The 26148-nt window shown below is 38.9% G+C and carries 22 protein-coding genes and 3 pseudogenes; 7 read left to right on the top strand and 18 right to left on the bottom strand.

The window, feature by feature from the left end:
• Positions 1-451: 451 nt before the first annotated feature.
• From N8A89_RS07310 to purN, 4 genes are all read right to left on the bottom strand, one after another.
• Positions 452-2350 carry an amidophosphoribosyltransferase gene (locus tag N8A89_RS07310; RefSeq protein WP_281541666.1) on the bottom strand — a complete coding sequence of 633 codons (1899 nt, stop codon included), beginning with the start codon at positions 2348-2350 and terminating at the stop codon, positions 452-454.
• 41 nt (positions 2351-2391) lie between these two features.
• Positions 2392-3318 (bottom strand): PfkB family carbohydrate kinase, encoded by a 927-nt coding sequence (locus tag N8A89_RS07305; protein WP_289645200.1) that lies wholly within the window; start codon positions 3316-3318, stop codon positions 2392-2394.
• A 110-nt stretch (positions 3319-3428) separates the two neighbouring features.
• Positions 3429-4064 (bottom strand): ribonuclease H family protein, encoded by a 636-nt coding sequence (locus N8A89_RS07300; protein WP_289645197.1) that lies wholly within the window; start codon positions 4062-4064, stop codon positions 3429-3431.
• A complete protein-coding gene (gene purN, locus N8A89_RS07295) occupies positions 4064-4639 on the bottom strand; it encodes a phosphoribosylglycinamide formyltransferase (RefSeq protein WP_281541665.1) in 576 nt (191 codons plus the stop codon). The genes N8A89_RS07300 and purN overlap by 1 nt, the downstream gene beginning before the upstream one ends.
• A gap of 262 nt (positions 4640-4901) precedes the next feature.
• On the opposite strand from purN, the gene N8A89_RS07290 reads away from it, so the two are divergent.
• The 5 genes from N8A89_RS07290 (at position 4902) to pyk (ending at position 9264) form a co-directional block, all read left to right on the top strand.
• Entirely contained in the window at positions 4902-5135 is a 234-nt protein-coding gene (locus N8A89_RS07290) for an acyl carrier protein (protein ID WP_008269813.1), read from the top strand.
• Positions 5136-5242: 107 nt separating this feature from the next.
• Entirely contained in the window at positions 5243-6493 is a 1251-nt protein-coding gene (gene fabF / locus N8A89_RS07285; protein ID WP_281541664.1) for a beta-ketoacyl-ACP synthase II, read from the top strand.
• Between the two features lie 9 nt (positions 6494-6502).
• On the top strand, positions 6503-7234 hold the full coding sequence (gene rnc / locus N8A89_RS07280; RefSeq protein WP_289645177.1) for a ribonuclease III: 732 nt from the start codon (positions 6503-6505) through the stop codon (positions 7232-7234).
• A gap of 120 nt (positions 7235-7354) precedes the next feature.
• Positions 7355-7819, top strand: coding sequence for an IPExxxVDY family protein (locus N8A89_RS07275; protein ID WP_289645176.1), 465 nt, complete (start codon positions 7355-7357; stop codon positions 7817-7819).
• 2 nt (positions 7820-7821) lie between these two features.
• A complete protein-coding gene (pyk, locus tag N8A89_RS07270) occupies positions 7822-9264 on the top strand; it encodes a pyruvate kinase (RefSeq protein ID WP_281541662.1) in 1443 nt (480 codons plus the stop codon).
• 68 nt (positions 9265-9332) lie between these two features.
• Here the strand turns inward: pyk and N8A89_RS07265 are convergent, their stop codons facing one another.
• Positions 9333-9875 carry a PAS domain-containing protein gene (locus N8A89_RS07265; protein ID WP_289645175.1) on the bottom strand — a complete coding sequence of 181 codons (543 nt, stop codon included), beginning with the start codon at positions 9873-9875 and terminating at the stop codon, positions 9333-9335.
• 180 nt (positions 9876-10055) lie between these two features.
• Positions 10056-11158: pseudogene (dinB, locus tag N8A89_RS07260) on the bottom strand (DNA polymerase IV).
• 51 nt (positions 11159-11209) lie between these two features.
• Between dinB and N8A89_RS07255 the strand changes: the two are divergent.
• Together N8A89_RS07255 and N8A89_RS07250 are read left to right on the top strand one after the other, a co-directional pair.
• Positions 11210-11683, top strand: coding sequence for a CYTH domain-containing protein (locus tag N8A89_RS07255; protein WP_281541659.1), 474 nt, complete (start codon positions 11210-11212; stop codon positions 11681-11683).
• Positions 11680-12171, top strand: coding sequence for a YciI family protein (locus N8A89_RS07250; RefSeq protein ID WP_281541658.1), 492 nt, complete (start codon positions 11680-11682; stop codon positions 12169-12171). The genes N8A89_RS07255 and N8A89_RS07250 overlap by 4 nt, the downstream gene beginning before the upstream one ends.
• Before the next feature lie 31 nt (positions 12172-12202).
• On the opposite strand, the gene N8A89_RS07245 is transcribed toward N8A89_RS07250, so the two are convergent.
• The 12 genes and pseudogenes from N8A89_RS07245 to N8A89_RS07190 form a co-directional block, all read right to left on the bottom strand.
• The gene (locus N8A89_RS07245; RefSeq protein ID WP_281541657.1) at positions 12203-12646 is read right to left on the bottom strand and encodes a hypothetical protein; all 444 of its coding nucleotides are present in this window, start codon (positions 12644-12646) and stop codon (positions 12203-12205) included.
• Positions 12647-12902: 256 nt separating this feature from the next.
• A complete protein-coding gene (locus N8A89_RS07240) occupies positions 12903-13298 on the bottom strand; it encodes a hypothetical protein (RefSeq protein WP_281541656.1) in 396 nt (131 codons plus the stop codon).
• A 29-nt stretch (positions 13299-13327) separates the two neighbouring features.
• Positions 13328-14989, bottom strand: coding sequence for a SulP family inorganic anion transporter (locus tag N8A89_RS07235; protein WP_281541655.1), 1662 nt, complete (start codon positions 14987-14989; stop codon positions 13328-13330).
• A 155-nt stretch (positions 14990-15144) separates the two neighbouring features.
• Positions 15145-16164: a phenylalanine--tRNA ligase subunit alpha gene (gene pheS / locus N8A89_RS07230; RefSeq protein WP_281541654.1), complete on the bottom strand. Its 1020-nt coding sequence runs from the start codon at positions 16162-16164 to the stop codon at positions 15145-15147.
• Positions 16165-16236: 72 nt separating this feature from the next.
• On the bottom strand, positions 16237-18114 hold the full coding sequence (locus N8A89_RS07225) for a SulP family inorganic anion transporter (RefSeq protein WP_281541653.1): 1878 nt from the start codon (positions 18112-18114) through the stop codon (positions 16237-16239).
• 99 nt (positions 18115-18213) lie between these two features.
• Positions 18214-18843, bottom strand: a complete 630-nt coding sequence (locus N8A89_RS07220) for a carbonic anhydrase family protein (protein WP_281541652.1) — start codon at positions 18841-18843, stop codon at positions 18214-18216.
• A gap of 15 nt (positions 18844-18858) precedes the next feature.
• Positions 18859-19671: a universal stress protein gene (locus N8A89_RS07215; protein WP_281541651.1), complete on the bottom strand. Its 813-nt coding sequence runs from the start codon at positions 19669-19671 to the stop codon at positions 18859-18861.
• A gap of 9 nt (positions 19672-19680) precedes the next feature.
• Entirely contained in the window at positions 19681-21261 is a 1581-nt protein-coding gene (locus tag N8A89_RS07210) for a SulP family inorganic anion transporter (protein WP_289645174.1), read from the bottom strand.
• Positions 21262-21687: 426 nt separating this feature from the next.
• Positions 21688-22446, bottom strand: a complete 759-nt coding sequence (locus N8A89_RS07205; protein ID WP_281541650.1) for a tetratricopeptide repeat protein — start codon at positions 22444-22446, stop codon at positions 21688-21690.
• 4 nt (positions 22447-22450) lie between these two features.
• Positions 22451-24228, bottom strand: a pseudogene (locus N8A89_RS07200) (BatD family protein).
• A 6-nt stretch (positions 24229-24234) separates the two neighbouring features.
• Entirely contained in the window at positions 24235-25098 is an 864-nt protein-coding gene (locus tag N8A89_RS07195; protein WP_281541649.1) for a tetratricopeptide repeat protein, read from the bottom strand.
• 1 nt (position 25099) lies between these two features.
• Positions 25100-26145 (bottom strand): annotated as a pseudogene (locus N8A89_RS07190) (VWA domain-containing protein).
• Positions 26146-26148 lie beyond the last annotated feature (3 nt).

The raw sequence follows: 26148 nt of genomic DNA, 5'->3' as shown, positions 1-26148 counted from the left end.
TTAGTTAAACTACCGCTTATGTATTATTGTCTTACACGATGGATAGAATAAAGAATACAAATCGAAATCTAACAAAATAAAAAGGCGGAGCAATGCTCCGCCTTTTTCCCCAAATCTTACCATGAACTTAACCTACTTATGCTATGGTCCTTCAAAAGTATATGATGCCTTTCACAAAAAAAAGCTATTGGTTAAACTTCCTATAAAAAGGTTTAATGACATTGGACAGAAATCAGGAATTGGAAGATTTCTTAGGTACTGAAAAGTTTATTAAATAAAAAAGGTGGAGAGTTCTCCACCTTTTTTGCCCCAAATCTTACCATGAACTTAACCTACTTATGCTATGGCGAGCCTAAAATAGACTGGTAGTATCGAAATAGGCTATTCTATCGTTAAACGGTATATTTTATCGATGAAACGCATATAATTAGTCATTTCAACGATTTATTGGTCAATAAGCTCTTTGGTTTTTTCCCTCGTAAAAGTTTATGAAAGCTCTGTTCACGACCCTATTTCCTCCGGGAGTGGGATAGTTCCCCGTAAAATACCAGTCCCCCAAGTTTTTAGGACACGCCTGATGCAAACTAGAAATGCTCTGATAAATAATACGTACCTCTGCCCTAATATCATCCGGACTAAGTAGCTCACCAATTTTCTTTGATATTTGATCTGCCGTAAAAGGAGCATAAAATTCTTTCACGTAGTTCACTACATCCTTATCCTTTGATTGTACCTGTTCCACACATTTGTGATAGATATCATCTACAAGACGCATAGAATCATTGTCTTTATGAAGCTCAAGTGCGGCTTTAAAGGCAATGAAATCTTCTAACTTGGCCATATCAATACCGTAACAGTCAGGATAACGTATTTGTGGGGCGGAGGATACTACGATTATCTTCTTTGGAGACAACCTGTCCAGAATACGAAGTATACTTTTCTTAAGTGTAGTACCCCTAACGATACTATCATCAATAATTACAAGATTATCGCCCTTTTCTACGGAACCGTAGGATATATCATAAACATGTGCCACCAGATCATCCCTACTATCGTCCTGTGTTATAAAGGTTCGGAGCTTGGCATCTTTTATGGCGACCTTTTCTATCCTTGGTCGTATCTCAAGAATTTCATGCAGCTGTTCACTAGTAATCTTTGAACCTATGGAAAGAATCTGTTCCTCCTTCTTTTTGTTGAGGTAGTTCTGCGCCTCTTTTACCATTCCGAAGAATGAAGTTTCAGCCGTGTTCGGGATATAGGAAAAAACGGTGTTCTTAATATCGTGGTCAATTTCACTTATGATTTGGGGAAAGACCAATCTCCCCAATTCCTTACGCTCTTGATAAATTTCTTTATCACTCCCTCTTGAAAAATAAATACGTTCAAAAGAACAGGCCTTACGTTCGGTCGGGGCTAAAATTTCTTTAATGTCTGTAGATCCGTTCTTTTTGATTATAATAGCATGTCCCGGGTCAAGTTCCTTAACACCTTCATAGGCGACGTTAAAAACCGTTTGTATGGCCGGCCGTTCCGAGGCTACTACAACTACTTCATCATCCTTGTAATAATAGGCCGGGCGTATCCCTGCTGGATCACGTAACACAAAAGCATCACCATGCCCAATTAGACCAGCCATGGCATAACCACCATCGAAGTTTTTAGCTGCCCTTTTTAGGATTTTAGAAACCTTAAGTCGCTCTGCAATAATTGCGGTAGCCTCCTTTTTCGAATACCCTTCTTTTTTAATCTGTTTGTACAGCTTGGCAACGGCATCATCTAAAAAATGACCAATTTTTTCCATTACCGTTACCGTATCCGCCATTTCCTTTGGATGCTGTCCCAGTTGAACCAGATTATCAAAAAGTTCATGTACATTGGTCATGTTGAAATTACCTGCAACAATAAGATTACGGTGCATCCAATTGTTCTGTCTTAGAAACGGATGTACACTTTCAATACTATTTTTACCAAAAGTACCGTAACGTACATGGCCCAAAAGTAACTCTCCTATATACGGGATGTTCTTTTTTTGTAACGCTACGTCATTTTCATACTCCGGATGCTCTTTAAGCTCTTTGTTGATACGGTCAGTGATTTGAGCAAAAATATCCTGTATGGGTTGTTGCGCTATTGATCTTACCCTGCTCATATAACGCTGCCCCGCATCCACATCTAACTTTATACTGGCGAAACCTGCACCATCTTGACCACGATTGTGCTGTTTTTCCATCATGAGGTACATTTTATTTACGCCATAAAATGCCGACCCATATTTATCCTTGTAGTATTCAAGAGGTTTGAGCAACCGGATTACCGAGATGCCACACTCGTGTTTAATAGCATCACTCATTATAACTTGGTATTAAAAAAACCCCTAATAGGGGCGTGGGTTTATTGTAATTCAATTTCAAATTGTGTTAATGTTTTAAATTGATGTAGTCTTTTGTTAACCTCTTCGCGTTTCAAATTCACCATCCGCTCCGTTCCAAATTTCTCCACACAAAATGATGCTAGGTTGGAACCGTGAATGACTGCTTTTTTCATGTTTTCAAAAGAAGTATCGTCGGTTGCTGCCATAAAGCCGGCAAATCCACCAGCAAAAGTGTCTCCTGCCCCGGTCGGGTCAAACACCTCTTCCAAAGGTAATGCGGGTGCGAAGAACACTTGCTGCTTATGGAACAATAAAGCACCATGTTCTCCCTTTTTTATAACTACGTATTTGGGACCCATTCCATAAATTTCATGGGCCGCTTTAACCAAGGAATACTCTCCCGTTAATTGCCTAGCTTCCTCATCGTTGATGGTCAAAACATCAATATGTTTTATCACGTTCAATAGCTCGTTCAGGGTATTGTCCATCCAAAAGTTCATCGTATCCAATATGATGAGTTTTGGTCGTTTTGTCATCTGATTAATTACACTCAACTGTATGTTCGGATGCAGGTTACCTAACATAACAACATCTGCATCTGTATATGCGTTTGGAACGACCGGCTTAAAATCAGCTAATACATTTAGATCAGTAGCCAAAGTATCCCTAGAATTTAGATCATTGTGATATTTACCTTTCCAAAAAAACGTTTTTCCACCCTTTACAATTTCTAAGGCTGATAAATCTATATCCCTTGCTGCAAGTAAATCAAGGTACTGTTTGGGAAAATCTTCACCAATAACGGAAACAATTGCAACATCTAAATCAAATTGTGTGGCAGCTAAAGCTATAAAGGGGGCAGAACCGCCAACTATCCTCTCGACTTTTCCAAAGGGTGATTCAATAGAATCAATATTAGTAGACCCAACAATTACTAGTTTACCCATATTCAGGTTAAAAATTAAGCTGCAAAGATACGTTTTTCGAAGACCTTTTTGATGTGTATTTTTATTGAGTAATCAATAGTTATTAAGAAGTTTTTATAAGAAATAATTATTTATTTCCTCCCAAAATCGGCGGGGATTTCTCCCCAAGCTTTGGTCTCCCATTTTACGATAGGGGTATTGTATTGGTTTTTCTTTAACCAGTCTACGGCACGGCGGATTAATTCAAAAAGGGCCTTGTTTTTGGCAGTCTCCTTTAATTTGGTATTGCAGTTTTTTTTACGCACCCAACTCATAGCCGTGCGGGAATCGGTATAAATAATCCGGTCGCTTTTGCGTTCCTTTAAAAATGCCAGCCCGTGTACAATAGCTAAAAACTCCCCGATGTTATTGGTGCCCTCCGGAAAGGGACCTTGTCTGAATAACTTTTTACTGGTTTTGGTATCAACACCCTGGTACTCCATGACACCCGGATTTCCACTGGAAGCCGCATCCACGGCTATAGAATGATAATTGGGCTGGCCTATTTTTAGGAGTTGTTCCGGAGAAAGCGTTGACTCGCCCTTTTTCTTTCCCTTAAAATCCTCATAGTTTCCATTATAAGCTTTTTTTGCCAAAGGGAAGGACGAAAAGGATTTGTATTCGGCACCCTTATATCCTGATATGGCGGACTTACAATCTTCCCAAGTATTGTAAATACCAGGCCGCTTTCCTTTCCAAACCACGTAAAATTTTTCTTTTTTGGCCATTATTTGTTCATTAGAATACGCTCAATAACTTTTGGAAAGTGTTCATATTCTAGCTCGTGTACTTTTTTTGCTATTTCCTCAGGAAGGTCATCAGCCAGAATTGTGGTTTTAGCCTGATGTATAATTGCACCTTCATCATAATCGGAATTTACATAATGAATGGTAATTCCTGTTTCGGATTCCTGATTTTTCTTTACCGCGTTATGAACGTTCATACCATACATGCCCTTCCCACCGTATTTAGGTAGAAGTGCTGGATGAATGTTTATTATCTTATTGGGAAAGGCTTTAATCATTTGCTCAGGAATTTTCCAAAGAAAACCAGCAAGTACAATCAGATCTGGGCGCATGGAAAGGAGAATGTTCAATACACAATCACTACCTGAAAAGGCATGTCTATTAAAATATAAGGCATTGATGTTTAAACGATTGCACCTATCAATAACTTTGGCATCCCTTTTGTTTGTGAACACAGCGGTGATCGTAATAGCACTCTTATCATTAAAATAGTTTACAATGTTCTCAACATTAGAACCTGAGCCGGATGCAAATAGAACGATTCGTTTCGTGTTCAACAGATATAGATTTTAAGTTTAGAAGTGCCGTTTACCTACCAAAAGCAAGGCAAAAGAAAATAGAAATTAAAGAATAGACAAAGGTTTAACAAGAAAAGAACAAATAAAACCTTGTAGCACAAAGCCTTAATTTTAAGATTGAAAAAACACGGGGATGTATTTAATTTTCATAAATTACGTCACATTTTAACGACAATTAGTGTTATTAGACCAAAGTTTTTTATTTTTGCCATCAATTTAAATTTTTAAAACCAATATTATTATGTCAGACATTGCATCAAGAGTTAAAGCTATCATCGTTGATAAACTGGGAGTTGATGAAAACGAAGTGGTAACAGAAGCTAGCTTTACTAACGATTTAGGGGCAGATTCATTGGACACCGTTGAGTTGATTATGGAATTCGAAAAGGAATTCGATATTCAAATCCCTGATGATCAAGCTGAGAATATCGCAACCGTTGGCCAAGCCATAAGCTATATAGAAGAAGCTAAGTAATCTATGATTTCTTAAATAGAATCTAAATTATCCATGTGGTAAATACTCCGCATGGATAATTTTTTTTAATTTACATTTGGTTTATATCTAAACTAAAAACAAGTTCAATGCAATTAAAGCGAGTTGTAGTTACTGGATTGGGAGCACTCACACCCATTGGTAACAATATTGAGGAGTATTGGAACGGTCTGGTAAATGGTAAGAGTGGCTCAGCACCTATTACATACTACGATACAGAAAAATTCAAGGTTAAATTCGCCTGCGAACTAAAAGATTATAATACAGAAGACCATTTTGACCGAAAAGAGGGTCGGAAGCTAGACAAGTTTGCGCAGTACGCCTTAATTTCTTCTGACGAGGCCATAAAAGATTCTAAGTTAGACCTGGATAAATTAGACAAGTTTCGAGTAGGGGTCATTTGGGGAGCCGGTATTGGTGGCTTGGAGACTTTTCAAAATGAGGTAATGAATTTTGCGCAAGGGGATGGGACACCACGTTTTAATCCATTCTTTATACCAAAAATGATTGCGGATATTGCTCCAGGTAATATTTCTATAAAGCATGGCTTTATGGGGCCTAATTATACTACGGTATCTGCCTGTGCCTCTTCTGCGAACGCCATGATTGACGCGCTCAACTATATTCGTTTGGGTCATTGCGATGTTATTGTTACCGGAGGTAGTGAAGCTGCCGTTACCATTGCAGGTATGGGTGGATTCGGTGCCATGCACGCACTTTCTACTAGAAACGAAAGCCCTGAAACAGCCTCAAGACCCTTTGATGCTACTAGGGATGGTTTTGTACTCGGTGAAGGTGCCGGTGCCTTGATTCTGGAGGAATATGAGCATGCTAAGGCCCGTGGGGCAAAAATTTATGCCGAAGTAGCAGGCGGCGGCATGTCTAGTGATGCTTACCATATGACAGCGCCCCATCCAGATGGCATAGGTGTAGTAAGGGTTATGGAAAACTGCCTAAATGATGCGGGTCTGACCATTGATGAAGTAGATGCTATTAATACGCATGGTACCTCTACACCTTTGGGTGATGTTGCTGAATTGAAGGCAATTTCTGAAGTCTTTGGAGAACATGCCAAAAACATAAATATCAATTCTACTAAGTCTATGACAGGACATTTGTTGGGAGCGGCTGGGGCCATAGAGGCCATCGCTTCTATATTGTCCATGGAACATGGTATTGTGCCACCTACTATTAACCACACTACGGTAGATGAAAACATAGACCCTAGTTTAAACCTTACCTTGAACAAGGCCCAAAAAAGGGATGTTAAGGTAGCTATGAGCAATACTTTTGGTTTTGGAGGCCACAACGCGTGTGTAGTCTTTAAGAAAATTAGCTAATACGTCAGTATGACTTTCCCCAATAATTTATTTAATTCCCATTCCAGTAAGGATGGGGATTTTTTTTTGGGGATGAAAAGAATTCTGGGCTTTAAGCCAAAGAATATAGACTATTACAAAAAGGCATTTCTACATCGTTCCATGAACAAAAGGGACGAAAAGGGCAACCCCATGAACTATGAGCGACTGGAATTTCTTGGGGATTCTATGTTAGGTACCATTATCTCCAAGCATTTGTATAGTGAGGTTCCAAATGGCGATGAAGGATATTTGACAAAAATGAGGTCTAAAGTTGTTAGTAGGGAACATTTGAACGAATTGGGGAAGGACCTGGGCCTAATCAAATTCGTAGAAAGTAGGATTCCAAAATCCAACTTTGGGGAAAATATTCACGGTAACGTATTCGAGGCGTTAGTTGGGGCCATTTACCTGGATAGAGGATACCCCTATTGCGAAAAGTTCATCAACAAAAGGGTAATTGAGCCATATGTGGATATAGAGCAATTAGAAGGAAGGGTTATTAGTTATAAGAGTTTGGTCATTGAATGGTGTCAAAAACAGAAAAAAAGTTTCAATTACAATGTTTATGAAGACACGGGCAAGGATCCATTGAAACATTTTGCCGTAAAATTGTCTATAGCCGGAAATGTGGTGGCTAAAGCTAGGGCAACTTCTAAGAAAAAGGCAGAGGAAAGAGCATCAAAAAGAGCATTCTTTGCGCTTCAGGATAAAATGAGCTAAATTCTGCTATTTTACAACAAAACTCTAACGTTTTAGTAATACTGTTGGGCATTTTAAACCTTTATCGATTTTAGGGATTATACGTTAATAGTTCTATATTTACCGCTTGGTCAAGTCTATATGGCAGCAGTCTACAAAATTGAGAGCGATTTTTATGAAGACTCCTTTATACTCATCGCTTTGCACAGTACTTTGGAGGACTATGCCATCATATATTTTTTAAATCAAAGTCTTCAGGCTAATTTTAAGAGAACTAAAGAAGATTTTGATTTAGCAGAAGGAAGTTCCTTTTCGGTATACGAGTGGGAGGACAATTACAACGATAGATTTTGGAAATTAATCGCCAACCGCAGTTCAAAAAGAACCGTATTGGCCAACAACGATTTATTTCTAAATGACCATACGTATATAAAGCCAAGACTTATACCGGAGCTTAAAGAGGTGGACTACTTTTTGAGGATAGAACATGACTCCAATATTAGTCAAGAAGAAATAATAAAAAAAATACTTACTGCGCCAAAGATTATGGCTGCATATCAAGTAGAAACCAACAAACTTAAATCTAAGAACAATTTAATATTTTAACGATGCCAGCTAAAAAGAAGACTAAAGTAGTAGCAACCCTTGGGCCCGCTACAAGTAAAAAAGATGTTCTGCGGAGAATGATTTTGGCCGGAGTGGATGTCTTTAGAATTAATTTTTCCCATGCTGATTATAAGGATGTTTCGGAACGAGTAAAAATGATTAGGGAACTGAATGAGGAGTTACAAATTAATACCTCAATCCTAGCCGATTTACAGGGCCCAAAGCTTAGGGTAGGAGTGATGGCCGGTGAAGTTGTAGTAAGTCCCGGTGACGAGATTACTTTTGTTACGGGCAAACCATTTGAAGGGACCGCAGAACGCGTTTACATGAATTACAAGGAGTTCCCAAGGGATGTTAAAGCAGGAGAACGCATACTTCTGGATGATGGTAAATTAATGTTCGAAGTAATGAACACAAATAGTAAGGACGAGGTTCGTGCAAAAGTGATTCAAGGTGGTCCCTTAAAATCAAAAAAAGGCGTAAACTTACCAAACACCAACATTTCTTTGCCTGCGCTTACAGCAAAAGATGTAAAGGATGCTGAGTTTGCCATTTCTCTAGAGGTGGACTGGATTGCTTTATCGTTTGTTAGATTTAGCCAAGATTTGATAGATCTTCAGGATATCATCAAAAAACATTCGGAACACAAGATTCCTATAATTGCAAAGATTGAAAAACCGGAAGCAGTTGAAAATATTGATAAGATAGTTGCCTATTGTGACGGTTTAATGGTGGCCAGGGGTGATTTAGGCGTGGAAGTGCCTGCCCAAGAAGTTCCCTTAATTCAGAAACAACTTGTACTACGAGCAAAAAAGGCACGTATTCCGGTAATTATCGCAACCCAGATGATGGAAACCATGATTACTAGCCTTACCCCAACACGTGCAGAGGTAAATGATGTTGCCAATTCTGTTATGGACGGGGCAGATGCCGTAATGCTTTCTGGTGAAACCTCCGTGGGAAACTATCCTGTACAAGTAATCGAAAAAATGGCCAGTATTCTGCAAAGCGTGGAAAGCTCGGATTTAATAAGGGTTCCTCATGATCCGCCTCACGTTAGAACAAAAAGATATATTACAAAATCCATTTGTTTTCATGCCGCCACTATGGCCAATGAAATTAAAGCCAAGGCTATTTCTACCCTTACGAATAGCGGGTATACCGCCTTTCAAATCTCGGCTTGGAGACCAAGTGCGCATATACTCGTATTTACTTCCAATAAAAGAATATTAACACAACTTAACCTGTTATGGGGTGTAAAGGCTTTTTATTATGACAAATTTGTTTCTACCGATGAGACCATAGAGGATGTAAATTCCATTGCCTGTAAAAAAGGGTTTTTAGAGGTAGGGGATATGCTCATTAGCCTAGCGGCTATGCCTATTAAAGAAAAGGGTATGGTGAACACACTACGTGTTACGGAAATTGAGAGTTGTAATTTTTAAATTTTTCTTTGGTAAATAATAAGGCCCGCTTATAAGCGGGCCTTATTATTTTAAAGAATTAAATTTTTCTACGCGACCTCCCTTTCAAAGGCGATAAAATTAATCACTTCACCGGACTTATTTAAAATAGGCTGCCCCTTAATCCAACAATTATAGGTAGAACCGTCTTTCCTATAATTCAAAACCGTAGTTTCAAAAGGTTTCTTTTCACGTACAGCGTTTGAAATAATCTTCAATGAGTTTCTGCAGGTTTTTTCTCCTTGAAACATTTTAGGCTTATTGCCGATTATTTGCTTGGGATGATATCTATTCATTTCCCATATATTTTTAGTGGCGTAGACGATATTTAGATTAGCATCGGTAACCACGATAACATGTTTTTTTGCTTCTAATTGTTCCTCAAAAATTAAGGAGTCAAAATCCCATGCATTGTTCTCTGCCAATTGTCCCAGAGACTTCAGGTCTTCAGCTGTATTACAGGTCTTTTCAAAAAATTGGGCATAATAGTCCCAAGAAGTTAGAGGTAGCGTGTTAAATTTTAAGGTCTTATTAAACTTAATAACCGCATCATCATAATTTTTAAGCTCTTCCATAAAAATTTTCTTTTTCAAAGCAATTTATTATAAAGCTAAAAGATCTATTGATTTGATTAAAATTATAGAAGGTCATTAACATTTTTGTTTAAGAAATATCAGTTTTAATTTCCTGTAGGGCTGTAAAGAGTGAACAGGGGTAATCACAAATCGGTACTATTGACAATGATTATAGAAAGATTAGTTGAATGTACTTATCTAAAAATCAAACTTTAACTGAACTAAAATGGCCTCCTTCTTTTCCTTCGTCTTTTCTTTTTTTCAGTATTAAGATTGGCCAAAGAAATACCTAATAGCCGTACAGAATTTTGAAGTTCTTCTTGGTACAGCAGTTCCTTTGCAGTTTCTAAAATCAATGCTTTATCAGCAATGTAATAAGGCAACGTTTTGCTGCGGGTGTTTAGGGTAAAATCACTATACTTAATTTTTAAGGTTATAGTTTTTCCGGCGATTTCGGATTTTTTTAGACGGCGTTCAAGTTCGCTGGCAATATGGTCCAACCGTTCCAGCATAAAAATTTCACTGCTCAAGTTTTCGCTAAAAGTACGTTCGGCACCTACAGATTTAGGGATTCGATGTGGCTTTACCGTGCTATTATGTACACCTCGCACCACATGGTAATAATAACTACCGCTCTTCCCAAACTTTTCCTCCAAGAATTCAATAGACTTGGTCTTCAAATCCTTTCCGGTGAAGATGCCCAGTTTGTACATCTTTTCAGCGGTCACCTTACCCACACCATAGAATTTTCGGATATCCAAATGTTCCAGAAACTCAATTACCTCTTCCGGGTTTACAGTTTTCTGTCCGTTAGGTTTGTTAATATCACTGGCAACTTTTGCAATGAATTTATTTATAGAGATACCGGCAGAAGCGTTTAATCCTGTTTTCTCTAAAATCTGTTGCCGTATTTCCTGTGCGATAAGCGTAGCTGAAGGATTTCCTTTCTTATTCGTTGTCACATCCAAATAGGCCTCATCTAGGGACAAGGGTTCTACCAAATCGGTATATTCATAGAAAATTGCTCTAATTTGTTGCGATATTTCCTTGTAACGGTCAAACCGGGCCTTTACGAAAATAAGTTCGGGGCAGTTTCTCTTTGCCAGCACGCTACTCATGGCGCTACGAACTCCAAATTTTCTGGCCTCGTAACTCGCTGCTGCCACTACGCCACGTTGGGAGCTGCCGCCTACGGCAATAGGTTTTCCCTTTAACTCAGGATTGTCCAATTGTTCCACAGAAGCGTAGAAGGCATCCATATCCACATGAATGATTTTTCGTAAAGGAAAATCGGGTTGCATATTGTAAATTTAGGACATCTCAAAATAGTTATTAAAGCCGGTTTAGTTAGAATGATAGAAATAGAACGCAAATTTCTGGTAAATTCAAATAGTTTTAAATCTAGCGCAACTACAAACACTAAAATTGTACAAGGATTTCTAAACACACATCCAGAACGTACCGTACGAGTTAGAACTAAGGCCAATACGGGTTTTATAACTGTAAAAGGTAAGTCTAACAGGTCAGGGACGACACGTTTTGAATGGGAAAAGGAAATAGCGCTCCAGGAAGCTGAAGCCTTGTTACAACTTTGCGAAGAAAGTATTTTAGAGAAAATGAGATATGAAGTTCCATTTGGAGAACACATCTTTGAAGTTGATGAATTCCTAGGTCAAAATTACGGTCTTGTAATTGCGGAAATTGAGTTAGGTTCGGAAGAGGAGAATTTTGACAAGCCCATGTGGCTGGGGAAAGAAGTTACTGGAGAAATCAAGTACTATAATTCACAATTGGTTAAAAACCCATTTAAAAGCTGGAATAAATGAAAAATGTGATTTTACTTTTGTTCATGGCTTTCATGGTTTCTTGCGGAAACCAAGAGCAAAGTGAACCAGCCGAAATAGTGATTAAGCAAGAACAGCAAGAATCCAAGGCTTCGGTTAAGGAGCGACTTACGAAAGAAGGCTTTCAGATTTTTGATTACGTTGACGAAAAGACCAAGGATACCGTTTTGATGCAGCAATATTTCATTGCTTTTTTAAAAAGTGGCCCGAACAGATCACAAGCGAAGGAAGAGGCAGATAGTCTGCAAGCATTGCATTTAGCTCATTTGGGCAAAATGTACGAATTGGGATATGCCGATATTTCTGGACCTTTTGGGGATGATGGCGTTATTAGGGGCATTACAATTTACAATACGCCAACACTGGAAATGGCGGATAGTCTGGCAAATTCCGACCCGATGGTCAAGTCAGGCAGGCTTATTATAGAAGTACACCCTTGGTGGGCAGCAAAAGGATTCCCGCTTAGGTAGCAGTAGTTTTCTGCCAAATTAATAAATAAGGTTATTTTAGGACGGTAATTTTCTGACCGAGTTGTTCATCAATCTCAACTTCAATAAATTTACCATTATACATTGCATTATTAATAGAGAAGGAGGGGCCACAGCAATCCTCGTCGGAACCTGTTAGACCTAAATTCAATACTAGAATATCCACTTCAGAGTTGCCTAAGTCAATTTGATAAGTGTTATTGCCTCTTTGTCCAGAAAGTAAAATGAAAATTGCCCTATCAGATGAATATTGATTGACCTGATTTTCATTTTTCAAAATTTTAATATTTCCAATGGGATAGGTCCCATTTTCTATAAGATTGGTTCCATCAGCATCGACCAATTCAATAGCCAGGGATTGTGCTATGCAACTAACTGTCGCGCAATCTACTCGGGAATTATCACATTGAAGTAGAAAAATTGATAAAAATCCAATAAGATATGTTTTTGCTCTCATTCATTTAAGATACAAATTGTACCATAAGGTTGCGTTTTAGTAGCGAAGGATGAGAACAGTCGTATAACACGTTGTTACATTTATTTCTCAAGAATTCCTTATTAAAATTTGATTTTACCTATTATGGGAGAAATAAGCCCAAAAGGTAATATGAATTATCTCGTATCATCTTTAGACTAATAGTTGTTATTCAAGATAATTCAATTCATAACCATCGCTGGTGATGCTTTGAAGTATGAATTATTTGAAGTGGATCTTATTGGGCAAAAATCCCATCTTTTTCTATTAAGGGGACGGTAATAAGATTACTTTCCTGTATGCTATTCTTTTCAAAAAGAAATCGCTTTTCATACAACTTGTTATCGGCGTAATACGTCACAAAAAATTCATTGTTCAGGGTAAGTACATCCTCTTGTACCAGCTCTATTTTTTCATAGGCCTTTGCTTCAACAACACCAATGGCATGTCTCATGGTCGATGTTTTTCTATCCCCATCGTATCCCTTGGAGACAATAAGGGCCATCTCAATGGGGGTATTACGATTGTTGATGATGTAAGCGTTCCAATCTTTGGAAAGAAATTCTTCGTTCCATTCATGTATCAAAGCAATGTGAACATCTTTCGCTACGGGGATTTCAATATCTTTTTTCACTTAACCTTTAGGTTTTAATAGATATCTCATTAATGAACATCCCGTAATTGAGTTCGAAGCCAACCAAAACTAGCCTCGATATCATCAAAAATGTGTTCCTCTGGAATAACATCGGGAATAATATCTATTGAAGTCATCAAGTCATACGGTTGGGTTTGTAGACCTGTTAATAAAACGGTAACCTTTTTATTTTGAAGATCTAGAAGAGCATCTTCCATGGCATACAGTCCGGATTGATCAATATAGGGCACTTGGTCAAAACGAATAATCAACGCTTCTATATCCGAAGATATTTCCTGTAGTTGATCTTTGAAATGAGAAGTAAAACCAAAGAATAATGGGCCATAGAGATGTTTAATGATGACCTTATCTTTATATTTTTCAAAAAAGTCCTCTTCGTCCTTCCAAGGTTTTTCACCATCAAAACCTGCTAAAGAACCTACTTGGATTCCTTCCTCCCCAATATCACTAGCCTTTTTCATAAATAATAAGGAGGCTAAAATAAGACCTATGCCTACCGCTTGAATCAAACTCCCAAAGGTGGTAAAAAGTAATACGACAACTAGTACTATTGCGTCCGCACGAGGCACATTAGTTAGATGCTTTAGACCCTTAGTATCCACGATTTTAAAACCTATGGGTATAAGAATTCCAGCCAAAACCGCTAGTGGAATATGGGCGGCAAGCGAACCAAGTCCTAAAAGAACGGCTAAAAGGAACAGTCCATGGAACATACCTGATAAACGGGTCCTTCCTCCTGAGTTAATATTTACTACCGTACCCTTGGTCGCTCCGGCACCGGGTATACCTCCAAACATAGCTGCTAACGCATTACCTATGCCTTGACCAATCAGTTCTCGATTACTATTGTGCTTAGTCTTGGTCATATTATCCGCAATTACAGAGGTCAATAACGAATCTATTGATCCTAAAACGGCCAATACCAAGGCATATTCAGCAATTAAGTAATAAGCAGAACTATCAACGGATAAAATGCCATCTAATTGAAGGCTAGGCAATCCAGAAGGTATTTCACCAATTACAGGGATATCCCATTTAAGAAAATACGCGGCTAAGGATGCCACTATCAATGCCACCAACGGACTTGGAACAGCTTTGGTGATTTTAGGGAAAAGATAATATATAATTACCGTAAGTCCGCCTAATGCAAGTGCGTGCCAATTGAAGTCTGCAAACAAGCGAGGTAAATCCTGTATAACTGAAATAGTCGATTTCGCTGAATCGAGACCTGCAAAAGGGAATAATTGTAAAATTACAATAATCAATCCGACGCCGCTCATAAAACCTGAAACTACCGGATACGGAAAATACTTGATGTAACTGGCAATATTAATTAGACCAAATAAAATTTGTAAAATACCTCCAAGAAAAAAGGTAAGTATAATGATGCCCATAGCGCTTTCTAAACTACCTGCGATTTCAATTGCACTAGCTACCAAAGCCGCTGAAACAACGGTCATTGGCCCAGTTGGCCCGCTTGCCTGGGTCAAAGTGCCTCCAAAAAGTGCTGCCATGATACCCACTCCTATTGCGCCATAAAGTCCTGCAATTGCACCAAGACCCGACTGCACTCCAAAAGCAAGGGCCAAGGGAAGGGCTACCACACCTGCAACAAGCCCACCAGTTAAATCTCCTTTTAAATTACTGAAATCGAAAATTCCTTTTAGCATAAACCTTATCCTATAGTGTTAGGACATTTTAACATTTGAAAAAGGCTAGGATCCCTAACTATGAAGTAAATATAGTATAGCAATGTAAAAAATAAAAGGACCTATAGAATTTAGTATTAGCTCAATAGAAACAGCAATAAGCAATATTCAAGGGTCTAGAACGCACTTTTAAACTGTTCCAAAAAACGAATATCATTTTCGCTCAATAAGCGAATATCTGGGATTTGATGTAGTAGCAAGGCAATACGGTCAATTCCCATCCCAAAGGCAAATCCCGAATATTCTTCCGAGTCTATACCGCAATTTGTAAGTACGTTTGGATCCACCATGCCACAACCCATAATTTCTAACCACCCTGTACCCTTGGTCATACGATAGTCCGTTTCCGTTTCCAATCCCCAGTATACATCTACCTCGGCACTTGGCTCTGTAAAGGGAAAATAAGAGGGTCTTAACCGGATTTTTGACTTACCAAAAAGTTCGGTGGTAAAATACTGCAGGGTTTGTTTCAAGTCAGCGAAGGAAACGTCCTTATCTATATACAACCCTTCTACCTGATGGAAAAAGCAATGGGAACGAGCGGATATGGCTTCGTTTCTGTAAACCCTACCTGGGGAAATCGTCCTAATAGGCGGTTTGTTATTTTCCATATAGCGAACCTGTACCGATGAGGTATGCGTTCGTAAGAGTATATCTGGATTGGTTTGGACAAAAAAAGTATCCTGCATATCCCTGGCCGGATGGTATTCCGGGAGGTTCAACGCGGAAAAGTTATGCCAGTCATCTTCTATTTCGGGACCTTCTGATACATTGAAACCAATTCTGGAGAAAATTTCTATAATTTGATTTTTTACTATAGATATGGGGTGACGTGCTCCTAGCTCAATAGGTTCGCTCGGCCTTGTCAAATCCCCATAGACCCCTTGCTCCTCGGTAGTATTTTCCAAGGCGTCCTTAAGTGCATTAACTTTGTCGGTAGCCGCTTTTTTTAGTTGGTTGATTGTCTGACCGTACTCTTTCTTTTGTTCGTTGGGAACATTTTTGAATTCAGCAAAAAGGTCGTTCAACAACCCCTTTTTTCCCAAATATTTGATACGGAAAGACTCGATTGCCTCTTGAGTATTTGCTGTGAAATTCTCAATTTCCGAAATATGTTTTTTAATGGTATCAATCATATGGTCAATTAAAACAGCAAATTTAAAACTTTTAAAATAGTGCAGCTTGTTTTTGTCCGGTTTTGATGAAGGTTAAACTGGAACGGGATATTTGTCCTTCACGTTTTGCTTTACCCAGGCCAAGCAATCATCAAAATTATCAAAAATATGCTCCTCAGGAATTAAATCGGGAATCACATCCACACGTTCCATCATATATCTAGGTTGTTCCAGCACTTCAACAAAGAGTATATCGATACCCGATTTTTTTAAATCTATGAGGATATCCTCAAGCGTATAAAGGCCGGACTGATCCATGTATTGCATACGCCCCATTCGTATGATAACCGTTGAAGCGGTCCTTGGAATCTGATCGGCCATCTGTTGGAACTCATTGGTGGAGCCAAAAAATAATGGCCCTTTTAGATGTTTTATAAATACCTCCTCTTTAAGGTTTTTAGGAAAGTCGGACTCATCTGCCCAGCCAATTTCTTCTTCCAAAGGTTTTACATCAGATCGTTCCGCAGTTAGATCTCCCATTTTCTTCATGAACATTAATGAAGCGATGATCAAGCCTACTCCTACGGCATAAACCAAGTTCCAAACAGAGGATAATATAAGAACTACCAGCATAATGACTACCTCCGAGCTAAATTTTAAAGGCCCTATACTCAAATCTTTAGGTAGGCTGGGAATCGCTTTTAAGCCCTTGTAATCCATTACCCCTATACCTACGGTCACAAGAATGCCCGCAAGTACCGCTGCCGGAATTTGTGAGGCTACGGGACCTAAGGCTAATAGGATAATCAACAGCAATATACCGGCGACCATACCGGAGAGTTTCGTTTTTCCACCGGCATTTATGTTTACAACGGTGCGTATTGTGGCTCCCGCCCCTGGAATTCCTCCAAAAATTGCAGCAATACTGTTACCAATACCTTGACCTACAAGCTCTTTGTTAGGTTGGTGCTTGGTCTTCGTCATGTTATCCGCCACTACAGATGTCAATAAAGAATCAATGGCGCCCAATAGCGCAAGTGTCAAAGCGGTAAACACATAGGGGCTAACCGAACTTAGTTTAAATTCTGTAAAAATACCAAGATTGGGAAGCGGAAAACCGCTGGGAATTTGTTCGATAGGACGATAGTCCAACCCAAAACCATAAGCCACTCCAGAAACCACCACAAGAGCTACAAGTGCGCTTGGAATGGCGGTAGTTATTCGTTTAAAACCGTAGATAATAATAATGGTAGAAAGTGCTAGGACAAGCTCGAGCCAGTTTATATTCCTCAATGCCCTTGGTAAAATTTTGATCGCTCCTAAAACCCCGGAAGCTTCTGTCTTTGCTAGGGTTTTAGCTTCTTTGAGCATGTCCTCCTCTGTTATTTCCTGTGCACGCCTAATGGTCTCTTCAAAATTCTCTAAAACCAGAATTCCCTCACCGGCCTCTTCCTTAAGAATATTATCGAGAATTATTTCCTCCGCCATAGGTTTGTACTGATTTACAAACTCCATATCTTCTTTTGGATAATAACCTATAGCTGGTAATATTTGAGTAACAAGTATAATGACTCCTATAGCCGTCATGAATCCGGATACCACCGGGTATGGGATGTAGCGGATGTATCTACCTATCCCCATCAGGCCCAAACCAATTTGCATAAGGCCAGCTAAGAGAAATACTATAAGAATGGCCGGCAATGCCTTTTCCAGGCTTCCGTCATGTATTGCCACAATACCAGCAATAACAACCATACTTACCGCCGTCATGGGAGCAGTGGGTCCAGAAATTTGGGTATTCGTACCTCCAAAAAGTGCGGCAAAAAAACTGATAAAAATGGCACCGTAAAGACCTGCACTTGGCCCCATACCTGAACTTACTCCAAAAGCGAGTGCCAAAGGCAAGGCTACTATACCAGCGGTAATACCACCAAATAAATCTCCTCGAAGATTGGAAAACAACTTTTTCATAAATATTGACAGTGTTACTTCTAATTAGAAAGATAGCGTATTTAAACAATAAAAAAGCCAATCAAAATGATTGGCTTTCTTTCAATAATTTATAGTGCTTCAATCCAAGAATGTGACTTTTCCGTTACTGATATCGTATATTGCACCAATAATTTTGATCTCTCCGTTATCTTCCATTTCTTTTAAAACAGGACTAAGGCTTCTTGTATCCTCAATAGTAAGCTCTACGTTCTTCGTAACCACGTCGTTTACAAAGTCAATATTTTTAGAGTTTCGCAAATTACTATCTGAAGGTTCTTTAACAGCTCTTACGGCCGGCTTTATCTTATGTAATAAAATGGTGAGATTGCCCATTTTAGCATCGTCGCATGCACCTTTTACCGCACCGCATGCGGTATGGCCTAAAACCACAAAAACTTTTGTCCCAGCCAATTTACAGGCAAACTCTACACTACCCAAAAGGTCTTCGTTTACTATATTTCCTGCAACCCTTGCGCTAAAAATATCTCCTACTCCCTGATCAAAAATAAGCTCTGCCGAAACTCTGGAATCTATACAACTCAATATAGTCGCAAACGGATATTGCCCGGAAGCCGTCTCCTTTACTTGGCCTAACAAGTCCCTATTGGCTTTCTTATTCGCGACAAAACGCGCGTTTCCTTCTTTTAATAATTGTATCGCTTGATCAGGAGATATGGCCGCTTGCGTCTCTTTTGTTTGTGCTTTCATAATTCTAGTTTTATTTCAAATGGTATTTTCATTATTGGATATCATTACGGGGAATTTAAGTTTATTAATAATACCACTAATATCCGATGATATCAAGTTTGGTCTCGATTTAACACCTTTAGGCCCTCTGCTTACGAAAAGCAAGCCTATATTGTTCTTTTCTAAATAGCCAGGTAGTTTTTCAATTGTATTATCGTTACGTTCAAAAACATATTCAATACTGTCTAGATTAGAAGAAGCTTTTTCGTTGGAATTAGACGATTTTTTAATAATCTTAAATGATTTAAGCGGGCCTTGACTATGCTTTATCAAGTCCTCCGTAAATTCTAGGTTGAGATTGAATCCACCATCATCCAAGGTGCCCATAGAAAAATTTGAATTGGGTTCGAATAGATTTTCATCATCTGCGATAAGAATGGCACCGTCATGTCGTTTGAGGACAAACTGGGTGATATTATCCCCTAAAAACGTTAATGGGCTACCGTCTTTCTTCCCTAGTACTACTATATCCGGTTTTTCCCTTTTAATAAAACTTTCGATCTCGTCCTTAATATTACCCAATGTGAGTAAATAATTAATATTAATATTGTCCTCCTTTGAGATGGTCTTAACAATTGACCTCATTATTTTGTCGATGCGACTATACTCATCATTGATGGTACGCATGGCCGACAATTGATTTTCTTTTTTGACCAAATCCGAGGGCTTAATGACGTGTAAGACCGTGATGTGGGCACCGACCATTTTGGAAAAGTTGGCGATACCCTTCAGCTTAGCGCTTAAATTTCCTTTCATGTCTGAAAGAACAACTAGTTTATATTTTTTCATAACTCTTTCTTAAGCTGTTTTTGGCCTTAGTTTAAAGAACTCGATAAAGCTGTCCGGGTTTTCTACAACACCCCGTTCAGATATCAATTTGATGTCAATATTTCTTTCTTTCGCCTTAAAGGCAAAATCATCGAGAATTTCTATGATATCATTGTCTAAATATCTTGTTTTCCTCACATCTAATTCGAGATATGTATCTCTTGGAATACTATCCAACTCTTTTAGAATGGCACCTTTATTGAAAAATGTAACCTCTTCCGCCAAGGTCATTTTCATTTGATGCTTACCATTATCGTTATCTTCAATGTGAAGGAAATGAGAGTTCTGATAACTCTTGATTAAAATTACAACTATTCCTACCGCAAGCCCTAAACCTATTCCAATAAGTAAATCCGTGAAAACAATACCCACTACGGTAACGGTGAAGGGAACAAACTGCTTCCAACCCAAATCGTACATTTTTTTAAACAGTGCCGGTTTTGCTAATTTAAAGCCTACAATAAAGAGAACTGCCGCCAACACGGACAATGGAATCATATTTAATAAGGTGGGGATTAGAATTACTGATATCAATAAAAAGAATCCATGTATGATTGCCGACATCTTTGTTTTGCCCCCTGATTGGATATTTGCAGAACTACGTACAATTACTTGGGTAATTGGTAGACCACCGATTAGTCCGGAGATTATATTTCCGGTTCCTTGGGCCAATAGTTCCCTATTGGTTGGTGTAACCCTTTTTTCTGGATCTAGTTTGTCCGTTGCTTCAACGCATAACAAGGTTTCCAAACTAGCAACCAGTGCAATGGTAAATGCGGTAACCCATATTTGTGGGTCTCCTATTACACCAAAATTTGGAAAGCTAAATTGAGCTAAAAAAGAAGAGGCATCTTCCGGGACGGGAACGCTCACCAAATGTTCTGCAGATATAGCCAATGTTTCATTATCCTTCGTTAATACGTAGAAAATGATTCCCACCACAACGGCGACCAAAGGCCCTTGGACCAATTGAAATATTTTACCTTTCTTAGAAAGTACTTTATCCCATAATATAAGAATGGAGAGACCAATAATGGCTATGAGAGTTGCCCCTGGACTTATATTGTTTACCGTGTCTAAAATTTCTGAGAAGGTGTTTTTTCCGTCTACCTGAAAGAAGGCAAAATCACCCTCAGGGTCGGAATCATAACCAAAAAAGTGTGGAATCTGTTTTAAGATAATGATGATTCCAATTCCGGTCAACATACCTTTAATTACGGAAGAAGGAAAATAATATCCGATAATACCTGCTTTAAGTATACCAAAAACCAATTGAATAACACCCCCTAAGACGACTGCGACCAAGAAATTCTGATAGCCGCCAAGTGCGCCAATAGCCGTTAAAACGATAGCTGCAAGACCGGCGGCCGGACCACTTACCCCAATTTGTGAGCCGCTTAGAGCTCCTACAACGATACCGCCAATGATTCCTGCGATTAATCCCGAAAATAAAGGAGCACCACTAGCCAGTGCAATACCAAGACACAAGGGTAGGGCAACAAAAAATACCACAATACTTGCGGGCAAATCATTTTTTAAATTTTTGAACATATGATAAAGTTATATATCCTCATTATTTTGAGGATGGGTTAGTTAATTATAAATGTAAAGGTGAATGGTCTAGCCAATGCGTTCAGGTGGAGGAAGGAAAACCTCTACTGTATTGGAATTAAAAGAGTTCAGGTAAGTAGTTGTAAGATGAGATGTTGGATTATCAAAAGGAAGGACATTAAGAACCCAATTATGAAAAAAGATATCTTTCTCGTTAATTTCTTTTTTTCTTCTTTTTGGTTTTCTTCCTCGTTATGATCCATAACAAGGGAGCTATTTTTTTCCAACTCCAGCAATGTAATTACCGTAGGCGATAAAATAGCCACAGAAAGTATGAAAGACAATAAAATTGTAAAAGTTGGTTTCAACGTTGAAAGATTAGATAGTAAATATAAAAGTAATACTATTATTAGGCTGTTAAATTTCTTAAAAATCCTTCAATAGTCTAATGTTTTCCGATGTAATCCAACCCGTTTTGCCATCTGCAATCCTAATTTTTTTCCAATCGTTTAATTCGTCAAGTACATTGACTTTGGTACCTGCATGGAGTACGAAAACCTCATCACTTTTATTGTTAGGCTCTGCGTTGATTCCAACTTCATCTGCAAAAACGATAGCGGGTTGATTTTTGTTAAAATCGTCATATTGAATATAAGCGAAGACGACAGCTACAATTGCGATAAAAAGAGCGATGAAACTACCTATAAAGGCCCATCTTTTTCTAGAAGAATACTGTGAATAATAGAAGAGAATGTACAGAATTACAAAGAGAAACATGAAAAATACTCCTACATATGCCCATTGATCAAAGGATAATCGGTTTGTTGCCATTTTATATATTCTGGATAATCCCGTTTCAGGCATGGTATCAATGGCATCCAAGGTCATATTTTGGGCATATCCCAAGTTGTTCAGGATTTCAGGGTCGTTTGGGCTTAAAAGTAATGCCTTTTCATAGTAATAAATGCTTGAAGCAATTTCATTGAGCTTGTAATAGGAATTACCAAGATTATAATACAGGGCAGCAGAATGCTGGCCATCTTCGAGGATGGTCTCATAAAGCTCAATAGCTTTTTTAAACTCTCCCTCATTGTATGCCTCGGTAGCCCAGGTAAAATTGTCTTCGGCTTGTCCTTTTGCGAAAAGACAGGTTAAAAAAACAAAAAGGATAATTATATTTTTCACAATACTATAATTGTTTGTCCATTAACGAGATTACCTCACTTGCCTTATCATAGTCGTTCTGCATCTGTACTTCTGAAAATGGGCTATATCTTGCCGCTTCACAGTTAGTAAGTAGTTCCAAAAAGCCTGCAATGGTAGATTCATCAACTTTTTCTTGTGCAGCAGTTCCGATATCTTATCCTTACTGAATTCCGAAGTTTCAATCTTAAGTTTGGCCTTTAGATAATTATGCAATGCCTTTTCCAACGCCACGTAAAAAGAATCCTTGTTACCTAATTCTTTCTTTGCCTTTGAAAGGTATTTCCGCGCCAATTTATTGGCTCTTTTTACTTTGTTCCCAACCACATCACTGGCTATTTCCTCTCTCTTTTTTCTAAAAAGTATGGCAATAGGTATCAGTAATAATGGCCCGAACATAAGTAAATAGAAAAGATCAGACCCTAAAAAGTAATTGGTGCCAATTGCCGTTAGATTAGGGTCGAGTTTAATAAAATTGAACTGATTACCATTTGCAACTACGCTTTGTTTGTTTGCCCCCGAAGCTACTGCGGCAGTATTTCCTGCACTCGTTGGACCTTCCAGCACATTGATAATGATTTCATCGGAGGTTAGGGTAGTATATTTTTCTGTTTTTGGATTGAAAAAACTGAAGGATATGGGTTGTAATGGATATTTTCCTCTAAAAGCGGGAACAATCGTATAATCGTTGGAAACAGTGCCTTGCATACCGGCAAGGGTAGTGCGCACCCCTTCTTTAAATTCTGGTTCATAAACCTCTAAGGAACTAGGTAAAACCGGCTCTGGAAGTTTAAATAACTTAAGGTTTCCCCTACCGGTAACCTCAACAGTGGCCCGTAGCGACTCCGATGCATTGAGACTTGTTTTGCTAGTCGTAACGGCAAAATCAAAGTCTCCTACGGCTCCACTAAAATCAGCTGGCCGATTTTTGGCCGGCAAGGGTTTCACATTGATCGTCCTTTTACCTGCGGAAACCGTTTTACTGGTTTGTGCATAGATTCTACCTCCAAAGAAGTCCCTTTTATTGGTAGGCACATCTACGGTTACATCTAAGGAAAGGGGCTCTATTTCAAGTTCTCCCGATTTTTGGGGATAAAGAACCACCCGTTTTAGCACTACGTATCGGTAAGGTTTTCCTTGGTACGTGCCATTTTGTGCACTCAGTGCCGATACTTTTATATCCTGGCTCCAAAAGTTATTGTATTGTGGATTGTCTAAAGGTTGATAATTGGAAACACTTATGGAAGGACTTACGAATAGTTTATAAACTACACTTATGGCCTCGTTCATGTAAGGATTGGTCTTGGAGACTTCGGCGACCAAATGCAAATTTTCGTCCGCTACATCATCCGCAGTCATTTGATCACTTGGTTTATCTACCGCTGCGGTAACCTCCACATCCTTGGGCAAGGATTTATAAGTCTTCCCATCAATTACAATGGATGCTTGGTTTATGGTAAATTTTCCCTTGGCAGAAGGGGCCAAGGTATAAGAGTAGGTTTTGGAATAACTACGCACTCCGTTTATCCACGACGAACTTATGGATTGTGAGGGGCCCATAAGAACCCTAAAGCCTGTAAAATCTGGAGGATTGAAATTATCCCCGTCTTTATTCATGGTAAAGTCCACCCTAAGACGCTCATTCAAACCCAATTTGGGCTTGCTCAGATTCAGTTCAAAAGTAACCTCATCCTTATCCTGTGCCTTCATTGAAAAGACAAGAATAACAACAGAAATGAACGTAATGAGCTTTCTATACTTCATAATTACTTACCAATCCTTTTCATTTTTAACCTTGGCTCCTTGTACTTTTTTGGCATCAATTTTATCCTGAACTTTTTTCTCTGCATTCTGCATGGCCCTTAAAAGATTCTCAACCTGTTGTTTGGAAAGTTGATTGGGACGTTTTTGAGGTTGATCTTGAGGTTGGTCTCCCTGTTCGGGTTTTTTCTTTTGCTCTTCTTTTTCATCACCATCACCCTCTTTATTCTCATCTTTCTTTTCATCACCTTCATCGCCCTTGTCGCCCTTGTCGCCTTCATCTCCTTGGTCTTTTTTATCCTGATCTTTGTCGTCCTTATTATCGCCCTCCTTGTTTTCGTCATTATCTTTATTTTCCTTTTCGTCCTCCTTGTCCTTATTCTCGTCGTTCTTTTCTTTGTTCTCTTCGTCCTTCTTTAGCATTTCTTTTGCCAGGGCAAGATTGTAACGTGTTTCTTCATCTTTAGGGTCATTCCTTAGCGCTTCCTTATATGCTTCCACTGCCTTGGCATAGTCCTTACGTTTCATGAATACGTTGCCCATGTTATGGTAGGCCTTATGTTTTTCTTTTTTTGATGTGGCCGTTTCGCCGGCCTCTTTAAACCTGCCAAAGGCTTCACTAAAGGTCTCGTTGTTGTAGTACGCATTTCCTAAGTTGTAGGGTGCTGCAGCATTTTCCGGACTCTCGGCAATGGCTTTTCTATAATCTACCTCCGCCTCGATAAAATTATTTTCGGAAAGTTTTTTGTTGCCTTCCCAAGTAAGGTTATTGGAGCTCCTAAGCCCTTTTTCTTTTGCTTCAAGATTCTCTTCCTGGGAAAGCACAGGCAAGGACATCAAAAGCATAAAAAATATTCCAATCATCGCTTTCATACTATTCCCTCTCTTTTTCGTTAAACAAATTGAGTTTTTTCAACCATTGCGTCTTGCGGTCCAATATAAATATTTCTAAAAACAGGAACAAAAGCGCAGCTCCCAGAAACCATTGGAACTGGTCCTTATATTCGGCAAATTGTTTGGCTTCAAACTCCTTTTTATCCATTTGAAGTAATTCTTCTTTAATAAGTTCTACCGCTTCCTCGGTGTTGGAGCCATCAATATATTTTCCATTGCCTTCATCGGATATATCTATGAGCACTTCCTGATTTAATTTTGTTATCACCACTTCGCCCTGTGCATCTTTCTTCAGGCTTTCCAAGATACCGTTCCTCTTTAGGGGAATAGGAGCCCCTTTGGGCTTGCCAACACCAATGGTATATATTTGAATACCTGCGTCAACGGCATCCTCTACCGCATTTAAAGTTGAACCTTCAGAATGGTCCTCACCATCTGAAATAATAAAGAGTACCTTATTGGTCTGCTCCTCGTCATCATAAAAAGTGGTTGCTAATTCTATGGCCTCATTGATTGCGGTTCCTTGAGAAGTAAGCATATCCGTATTCATACCCTGCAAGAACATTTTAGCGGCTCCGTAATCCGTAGTGATGGGGAGTTGCGGATATGCTTGGCCAGCATAGGCAATGATGCCGATGCGGTCACTTGCCAATTGATTGATGATTTCCGAGACCAATCGTTTGGCTTTTTCCAACCGATTGGGTGCAATATCCTCGGCCAGCATACTTTTAGAAACATCGACAGCGAATACAATATCTACCCCTTCACGTTTTACGGTCTCTAGCTTTGTGCCAATTTTCGGGTTGACAAGCCCCAGGATTAGCCCGGACAAGCCCAATAAGAACAGAATAAGTTTTAAAGTTCCCTTATAGTAAGACCTATTTGGGGTCAAGCGTTTTAAAAGTAAGCTATCCGCAAACTTCTTTTGTGTTCTTTTTTCCAAACCAAAACCAACAAAAATAGGGTGATGATCACCGGAACGATGAATAACAAATAGAAGTATATTTTTTCGTCTAGCTGAATCATAAT

Origin of the sequence: Maribacter aestuarii, assembly GCF_027474845.2 — a bacterium.
Lineage (GTDB): Bacteria > Bacteroidota > Bacteroidia > Flavobacteriales > Flavobacteriaceae > Maribacter > Maribacter aestuarii.
Note: the sequence above shows the minus strand (reverse complement) of the source record. Positions and strands in the feature narration are given on the sequence as shown.

Coding starts and splice junctions, on each gene's coding strand:
- pheS (WP_281541654.1), bottom strand. CDS start 16,164: ATGATTGATACCATTAAAAAACATATTTCGGAAATTGAGAATTTCACA.
- N8A89_RS07255 (WP_281541659.1), top strand. CDS start 11,210: ATGATAGAAATAGAACGCAAATTTCTGGTAAATTCAAATAGTTTTAAA.
- N8A89_RS07290 (WP_008269813.1), top strand. CDS start 4,902: ATGTCAGACATTGCATCAAGAGTTAAAGCTATCATCGTTGATAAACTG.
- N8A89_RS07215 (WP_281541651.1), bottom strand. CDS start 19,671: ATGAAAAAATATAAACTAGTTGTTCTTTCAGACATGAAAGGAAATTTA.
- N8A89_RS07300 (WP_289645197.1), bottom strand. CDS start 4,064: ATGGCCAAAAAAGAAAAATTTTACGTGGTTTGGAAAGGAAAGCGGCCT.
- N8A89_RS07195 (WP_281541649.1), bottom strand. CDS start 25,098: ATGAAAGCGATGATTGGAATATTTTTTATGCTTTTGATGTCCTTGCCT.
- N8A89_RS07250 (WP_281541658.1), top strand. CDS start 11,680: ATGAAAAATGTGATTTTACTTTTGTTCATGGCTTTCATGGTTTCTTGC.
- N8A89_RS07305 (WP_289645200.1), bottom strand. CDS start 3,318: ATGGGTAAACTAGTAATTGTTGGGTCTACTAATATTGATTCTATTGAA.
- N8A89_RS07275 (WP_289645176.1), top strand. CDS start 7,355: ATGGCAGCAGTCTACAAAATTGAGAGCGATTTTTATGAAGACTCCTTT.
- N8A89_RS07235 (WP_281541655.1), bottom strand. CDS start 14,989: ATGCTAAAAGGAATTTTCGATTTCAGTAATTTAAAAGGAGATTTAACT.
- rnc (WP_289645177.1), top strand. CDS start 6,503: ATGACTTTCCCCAATAATTTATTTAATTCCCATTCCAGTAAGGATGGG.
- N8A89_RS07210 (WP_289645174.1), bottom strand. CDS start 21,261: ATGTTCAAAAATTTAAAAAATGATTTGCCCGCAAGTATTGTGGTATTT.
- N8A89_RS07225 (WP_281541653.1), bottom strand. CDS start 18,114: ATGAAAAAGTTGTTTTCCAATCTTCGAGGAGATTTATTTGGTGGTATT.
- N8A89_RS07310 (WP_281541666.1), bottom strand. CDS start 2,350: ATGAGTGATGCTATTAAACACGAGTGTGGCATCTCGGTAATCCGGTTG.
- fabF (WP_281541664.1), top strand. CDS start 5,243: ATGCAATTAAAGCGAGTTGTAGTTACTGGATTGGGAGCACTCACACCC.
- N8A89_RS07220 (WP_281541652.1), bottom strand. CDS start 18,843: ATGAAAGCACAAACAAAAGAGACGCAAGCGGCCATATCTCCTGATCAA.
- N8A89_RS07245 (WP_281541657.1), bottom strand. CDS start 12,646: ATGAGAGCAAAAACATATCTTATTGGATTTTTATCAATTTTTCTACTT.
- pyk (WP_281541662.1), top strand. CDS start 7,822: ATGCCAGCTAAAAAGAAGACTAAAGTAGTAGCAACCCTTGGGCCCGCT.